The organism is Streptomyces capoamus, assembly GCF_014654935.1.
GTDB classification, from domain to species: domain Bacteria; phylum Actinomycetota; class Actinomycetes; order Streptomycetales; family Streptomycetaceae; genus Streptomyces; species Streptomyces capoamus.
Genome location: NZ_BNBF01000033.1, coordinates 13,345 through 14,917, shown reverse-complemented (window position 1 = coordinate 14,917; position 1,573 = coordinate 13,345). Strand labels below are relative to the sequence as shown.

At 71.9% G+C, this 1,573-nt stretch carries 1 protein-coding gene; it reads right to left on the bottom strand.

Annotated features, from left to right (window positions below):
* Positions 1-66 precede the first annotated feature (66 nt).
* On the bottom strand, positions 67-1,573 hold a 1,507-nt coding region (locus IE312_RS34040), incomplete at its 5' end, for a thiamine pyrophosphate-dependent enzyme (protein WP_229900760.1).

Genomic DNA, 1,573 nt, shown 5'->3' with positions numbered 1-1,573 from the left:
GTGCCGTCGACGGACTTCCCGCCGATCCAGTGGTTGACGATCTTCGTCATGCCCTGAGACTCCTTCTCACAGATGGCGGCGCCGGGTCGAGACGTGCCGTTCGTACCGCTCTCGTGCCGTGACCGCGGAGGTTCGGGTCGCGGTCTCGGCCACAGGAACATCCCACCAGGCCTGCGCCGGAGGCGCGCCCGACACAGTGTCGGACGTTTCGGTCTCCACGTAGACACATGTGGGAGTGTCGGCAGTCCGTGCCTCGGCGAGCGCCGCGCGCAGGTCGCGTACGGTCTTCGCGCGCAGCACCCGCATGCCGAGGCTGGCCGCGTTGGCGGCGAGGTCGACGGGCAGCGGGGCTCCGGTGAAGGTGCCGTCGTCGGAGGTGAAGCGGTAGGCGGTGCCGAACCGCTCGCCGCCCACGGACTCCGAGAGGCCGCCGATCGAGGCGTACCCGTGGTTCTGCACCAGCAGCACCTTGATCGCGACGCCCTCCTGCACGGCGGTCACGATCTCCGACGGCATCATCAGGTACGTGCCGTCGCCGACCAGCGCCCACACGTTCCGCTCGGGCGCGGCGAGCTTCACACCGAGGGCGGCGGGGATCTCGTAGCCCATGCAGGAGTAGCCGTACTCCAGGTGGTACTGGTCGTGCGACCGCGCCCGCCACAGCTTGTGCAGGTCGCCGGGGAGCGAGCCCGCCGCGTTGACGATGATGTCCGACTCGTCCACCAGCGCGTCGAGGGCACCGATGACCTGCGGCTGGGTCGGCCGTGCGTCGATCTCGCCGGCCTCGAAGCAGGCGTCGACGCGGTGCTCCCAGCGTTCCTTGTCCTCGGTGTACTCGGTGACGTAGGAACCGGCGACGGTGTGGCCGTGCATCCGCAGCCGCTCGGTCAGCTCCTCCAGGCCGCTGCGGGCGTCGGCGACCAGCGGGAGGCCGGCCAGCTTGTGGCCGTCGAACGGCGCGATGTTGAGGTTGAGGAAGCGGACGTCCGGGTGCTCGAAGAGGGTGCCCGAGGCAGTGGTGAAGTCCGTGTACCGGGTGCCGACACCGATCACCAGGTCCGCGGTGCGGGCCAGCTCGTCCGCGGTCGCGGTACCGGTGTGGCCGATCCCGCCGACGTCCTGCGGGTGGTCGTACCGCAGCGAGCCCTTGCCGGCCTGGGTGGAGGCGACCGGGATGCGGGTCGTGGCCGCGAACTCCGCGAGGGCCTCCTCGGCACGGCTGTGGTGCACCCCGCCGCCGGCGACGACGAGGGGCCGGCGCGCCTCGCGGACCGCCCGGACGGCCTCGGCCAGCTCGGCCGGGTCCGCGCCCGGCCGCCGTACGGTCCACACGCGCGCCGTGAAGAACTCCTCCGGCCAGTCGTACGCCTCCGCCTGGACGTCCTGCGGCAGTGCGAGCGTGACGGCGCCGGTGTCCACCGGGTCGGTGAGGACCCGCACGGCCTGCAGCGCGGCCGGGATCAGGGCTTCGGGCCGGGTGACGCGGTCGAAGTACCTGGACACCGGGCGCAGGGTGTCGTTGACCGACACGTCGCCCGCGTACGGCACCTCCAGCTGCTGCAGGACCGGGTCG